Annotated in this window: 6 protein-coding genes and 1 tRNA gene; 5 read left to right on the forward strand and 2 right to left on the reverse strand. The window is 65.1% G+C overall.

Annotation, left to right across the window (positions count from 1 at the left end):
• Window positions 1-540 (forward strand): methyltransferase domain-containing protein (locus tag K5Q19_RS21650; RefSeq protein WP_292949556.1); only part of this gene is annotated, 540 nt, incomplete at its 5' end.
• Between the two features lie 103 nt (window positions 541-643).
• Here the strand turns inward: K5Q19_RS21650 and msrA are convergent.
• Window positions 644-1171 carry a peptide-methionine (S)-S-oxide reductase MsrA gene (gene msrA / locus K5Q19_RS21655; protein ID WP_292949559.1) on the reverse strand — a complete coding sequence of 176 codons (528 nt, stop codon included), beginning with the start codon at window positions 1169-1171 and terminating at the stop codon, window positions 644-646.
• 133 nt (window positions 1172-1304) lie between these two features.
• On the opposite strand from msrA, the gene K5Q19_RS21660 reads away from it, so the two are divergent.
• From K5Q19_RS21660 to K5Q19_RS21675, 4 genes are all read left to right on the forward strand, one after another.
• Window positions 1305-2153 carry a methyltransferase gene (locus K5Q19_RS21660; RefSeq protein ID WP_292949562.1) on the forward strand — a complete coding sequence of 283 codons (849 nt, stop codon included), beginning with the start codon at window positions 1305-1307 and terminating at the stop codon, window positions 2151-2153.
• A 174-nt stretch (window positions 2154-2327) separates the two neighbouring features.
• Window positions 2328-3194: an N-carbamoylputrescine amidase gene (gene aguB, locus K5Q19_RS21665; protein WP_292949565.1), complete on the forward strand. Its 867-nt coding sequence runs from the start codon at window positions 2328-2330 to the stop codon at window positions 3192-3194.
• A gap of 106 nt (window positions 3195-3300) precedes the next feature.
• On the forward strand, window positions 3301-3834 hold the full coding sequence (gene folK / locus K5Q19_RS21670; RefSeq protein ID WP_292949567.1) for a 2-amino-4-hydroxy-6-hydroxymethyldihydropteridine diphosphokinase: 534 nt from the start codon (window positions 3301-3303) through the stop codon (window positions 3832-3834).
• Window positions 3825-3900: transfer RNA gene (locus K5Q19_RS21675), tRNA-Lys, on the forward strand. The genes folK and K5Q19_RS21675 overlap by 10 nt, the downstream gene beginning before the upstream one ends.
• A 416-nt stretch (window positions 3901-4316) precedes the next feature.
• Here the strand turns inward: K5Q19_RS21675 and K5Q19_RS21680 are convergent.
• A partial coding sequence (locus K5Q19_RS21680) for a CsbD family protein (RefSeq protein WP_292949569.1) occupies window positions 4317-4626 on the reverse strand: 310 nt, incomplete at its 5' end.

Raw genomic sequence — 4626 nt, forward strand, 5'->3', positions numbered from 1 at the left:
CTCTGCGCCGCGCCCGGCGGCAAGACGATGCAGCTTGCCGCCGCCGGCTGGCAGGTCACCGCGCTCGACAAGTCCGCCCGCCGCCTCGATCGCCTGCGTGAGAACGTCGCGCGCGTCGGCCTCGCGGTCGATGTCATCGCCGCCGATGCCATGCAGTGGCGCCCGCCGGCCGATCTTTTCGACGCTGTTCTGATCGATGCGCCCTGCAGCGCCACCGGCACCTGCCGCCGCCACCCGGATGTGCTCCACCGCCTGATCGATCAGTCCGGCCTTGAAGACCTCCAGCGCGCGCTGCTCGAACGCGCCTCGGGCGCCATCCGCGCCGATGGCCGCCTCGTCTATGCGGTCTGCTCGCTGGAGCCGGGAGAAGGCGAAGCGCAGGCGGCATGGGTCAAGGCGCTTGGCCCTGTCCCCATCACGGCCGATCAACTGCCCGCCGGCCTCACGCCCACACCCGAAGGCTGGCTGCGCAGCGATCCGGGCATGCTCGCCGAACATGGCGGCATCGACGGCTTCTTCGCCGCCATGTGGGAAAAATAGGGACAGTCCCTATTTTTCGATGCTCAGAATGGTCCTAAAATAGTATATTTTTCAGCCACATAAATAGGGACTGTCCCTATTTATGTGGCGGTAGCGCTGGCTCTTACGCCTTCACCTTGGCCGCAAAGCTCTTGCGCAGCTTCTGCAACTTGGGCGGGATCACCGCGAGGCAATAGGGATTGCGCTGGCCTTCGCCCTGCCAATACTCCTGATGGTAGTCCTCCGCCGGATACCACGTCGCCGGGCCTTCGATCGTCGTCACCACCGGCTTCGGATTGGCGGCAGCGGCCCGCGCGATCGCCGCTTCCATGGCCCCGCGCTGCTCGTCATCGGCGGGGAACAGCGCCGAACGGTACTGCGTGCCCACGTCATTGCCCTGCCGGTTCAAGGTCGTCGGATCGTGCGTCGCGAAATGGATGTCGAGCAGATCGTCGAGCGACAGCAGCGCCGGATCATAGGTCACACGGATCGCCTCGGCGTGCCCCGTCGTCCCGCTGCACACCTGCTTGTAGGTCGGATCGGGCACGCTGCCGCCGATATAGCCGCTTTCCACGTCGATCACGCCCGTCACGTCGCGAAACACCGCTTCGGTGCACCAGAAGCACCCGCCCGCCATGATTGCCTGCGCCATTCACTTGTTCCTTGCTTCCGGAGGCAATGCCCCCGATGTCATGTCCGGTGAGATAGGAACGAATGACCCGGTTGTCATCGCCTCCTGCCCGCTTAGGCTGCCCCTTCGCTCGAATCGCCCCCGGAGTTACCTCATGCGCAAAGCTGCCCTTTTCTCCGCCCTCCTGCTCGCTGCCGCAGCGTCCATTCCCGCCGTGGTGCACGCGGCGCCTGAAGGCCCTGCCGCCACCACTGCCGATCCTGCCATGGCCGCAGTCCTCGCCGATCCCCGGCGCGACAAGGACCGCGTGCGCGATGCCTTCCGCCACCCCGCTGAAACGCTCGCCTTCTTCCGCATCAAGCCGGGCATGACCGTGGCGGACTACATGCCCTCCAGCGGCTGGTACACGCGCATCCTCGTCCCCTATCTGGGCGACAAGGGCCAGTACATCGGCATCACCGCCGGCACTGCCACCGCGACCGAGGAAATGAAGCCGCGCCTCACCGCCTTTCCCGGCTCCTTCCCGGGCAGGGCCGCCGGCTGGACCGGCGTTCCGGCAGAGCGCATCCCCGCCTTCACGCTCGATGCCGTCCCGGCCGAGCGCAAGGGCACGGTCGACCGCGTGATGATCATGCGCGAAGTCCACAACATGTGGCCCGACAATTTCCTCTACAACGATCTCGCAGCGATCCGCGCCCTGCTCAAGGACGATGGCCTCCTCGGCATCGAGGAACACCGCGCCAAGGCCGATGCGCCCGTGTCCTACACGCTCGGCACCATGGGCTACATGCGCGAGGCCGATGTCATCGCACTTATCGAAGCCCACGGATTCAAGCTGGTCGCCAAGAGCGAGATCAACGCCAATCCCAAGGATAGCGCCAACTGGCCCGATGGCGTCTGGACGCTGCCCCCCGTCCTCACCCTGAAGGACAAGGACCGCGCCAAGTACGAAGCCATCGGCGAAAGCGACCGCATGACGCTGCTGTTTGCGAAGCGGCCCTGAAGCGGCGTCTGCCCACTCTTACCCCTTCGTCATTCCCGCGAAGGCGGGAATCCAGAGCAGCCAGCCTCGCGTTCGCCCCCTGGATTCCCGCCTGCGCGGGAATGACGAGGGTCTGATGTGCCTGCCAGCGCATCCCCTTTGACAATCCCCCCCGGAACCACCACCTCCCCGCCCATGACCCAGCTCACCGTCGCCGCCCTCCAGCTCGCGCTTGGCGCACCCGAGCCCGAGACCAATATCGCTGCCGTCGGCGCGCTGGTCGAAGCGGCGGCAAGGCAGGGCGCTCAGGTCGTCCTTCCGCCAGAGCTTTTCGCCGGCCCCTATTTCTGCACGGTGGAGGACGAGGCGCTGTTCGCCCTCGCGCATCCGCTGGCGGAGGACCCTTCGGTCAAGGCCATGCAGGCGCTCGCCAAGGGCCTCGGGATCGCCATCCCGACCAGCTTTTTCGAGCGCGAGGGGCACCACTACTACAACACGCTCGCGATGATCGGCCCGGATGGCGAGATCATGGGCACCTATCGCAAGAGCCATATCCCGGATGGTCCGGGCTATGAGGAGAAGTACTATTTCCGCCCCGGCAACACCGGCTTCAAGGTGTGGGATGTCTTCGGCGCCCGCATCGGCGTCGGCGTGTGCTGGGATCAATGGTACCCCGAATGCGCGCGCGCCATGGCGCTGATGGGCGCTGAAGTGCTGTTCTACCCCACCGCGATCGGCAGCGAGCCCTACGATCCGGGCCTCGATACCAGCCGCGTCTGGCGCCGCGCGATGGTCGGCCATGCGGTGTCGAACTGCATGCCGGTCGTCGCCGCCAACCGCATCGGCAGCGAGAGTGTGCAAGGCACGCCGCCGCAGCGCTTCTATGGCAACAGCTTCATTGCTGATCAGTGGGGCGATTTCGTCGCGGAGTACGGCGCCGAGGAAGCCGGCGTCCTCATCGCCACGCTCGATCTGGGCGAGGCCGCCCGCCACCGCGCCGGCATGGGCTTCTTCCGCGATCGCCGCCCGCAGCTCTACACCCGCCTTGCCGAAGATATCTGACCTCGTGTTTCACACCCCGGTTCCGTTCGTGTCGAGCGAAGTCGAGACACCGCGCGCAAGTGTCTCGACTTCGCTCGACATGAACGGACGTTAGGATCGGGCAAAGGTGGTGCTTGCCAGCCACCACTACCTGATCGCGCTCGGCTCAAACCAGCGCCACCCGCGCCACGGCCCGCCGCCGCAGGTCCTGCGCGCCGCGCTCGCCGCGATGGCGGGGGAGGGTCTTGTCATCGAGGCCGCGTCCCCCATCATTGCCAGTGCCCCCGTCGGCCCTTCGCGCCGCCGCTATGCCAACGCCGCCGCGCGGATCGCCACGCCGCTCGATCCCATCGCATTGCTCGCCCTGCTGCAGTCCCTCGAAACCCGCTTCGGACGCATCCGCCGCGGCCAGCGCTGGGGTGCGCGCACGCTCGATCTCGACGTGATCCTGTGGAGCGGCGGGACCTGGAACAGCGAGCGGCTCACCATTCCCCATCCCCGCTTCCGGACCCGCACCTTCGTCCTCACCCCCGCCGCCAAGGTTGCCCCGGATTGGCGCGATCCGCCAAGCACCTGCACCATCCGCCACCTCCACGCCCGCTTGACCCGGCCCGCCCCGGTCCGTAGGGCGGGCCCGCACCGTCTGCATGCGGGCCCTTAGCTCAGTCGGTAGAGCAACTGACTTTTAATCAGTAGGTCGCTGGTTCGAACCCAGCAGGGCTCACCATTTTTAATAACGATATCAGATATTTGTGCGAATAGAATTGCACGACGGCGTCCCTTCAACTTCGACTAGGTAGCTTCCTAGGTAGCTAGTTGTTCAAGCTACGGCTCCTTCGCTGCTTTCATCAGGAAGCGGACATTGCGCTGATGGATCGACTGACAGCTCAGGTTCTGATGGCGATCGCGGAACGCGACTCAGCGCCCCTCACTCGGACCTGACAGCCAAAGCACTTGCTTCAACCACAGATGTTTCAGCGGCCTATGCGCAGCGCTGGAGTGCGTAAGTGCGTGCAACTTGCCGTGGTTTTGCCGTTCCCTATCTGCTGCCGGTGGGTCCGACTGCAGACAGGAAACGACACGGGGTGTCTCCCCTCTCGGGATCAAGACCGAGGAACTGGGCTTTGCCTAAGGATGGTCGGGCTATTTCTTCACCGCGTCGCGCGCGGCATCCTTCAGGCGGCCGGCTGCCTTTTGGACTTTGCCGAGAACCTGGTCGGTTTCTCCCTCGACAACCAGTTTCGTATTGCCGGTGGCCTTGCCGACGCCTTCCTTGATGATGCCCTTGGCCTGCTCGATCGAACCGGCGATCCTGTCTTTATCCATGGCGTGAACTCCGAAGCCTGACCGCGAAGTGCTGGTCCGACGAGACACGCTAGACTCGTTTTCAGATTGATTGAATCGCGAGGGATTCCCAAGCGCCGCTGTTTCTGATTCAACCTGCTGGCTGGGG

The organism is Novosphingobium sp. (genome assembly GCF_019748365.1).
Classification (GTDB): Bacteria; Pseudomonadota; Alphaproteobacteria; order Sphingomonadales; family Sphingomonadaceae; genus Novosphingobium.

Excerpts from the sequence above, each read along its gene's own strand:
- msrA (WP_292949559.1), bottom strand. The coding sequence starts at position 1,171 with ATGGCGCAGGCAATCATGGCGGGCGGGTGCTTCTGGTGCACCGAAGCG.
- K5Q19_RS21660 (WP_292949562.1), top strand. The coding sequence starts at position 1,305 with ATGCGCAAAGCTGCCCTTTTCTCCGCCCTCCTGCTCGCTGCCGCAGCG.
- aguB (WP_292949565.1), top strand. The coding sequence starts at position 2,328 with ATGACCCAGCTCACCGTCGCCGCCCTCCAGCTCGCGCTTGGCGCACCC.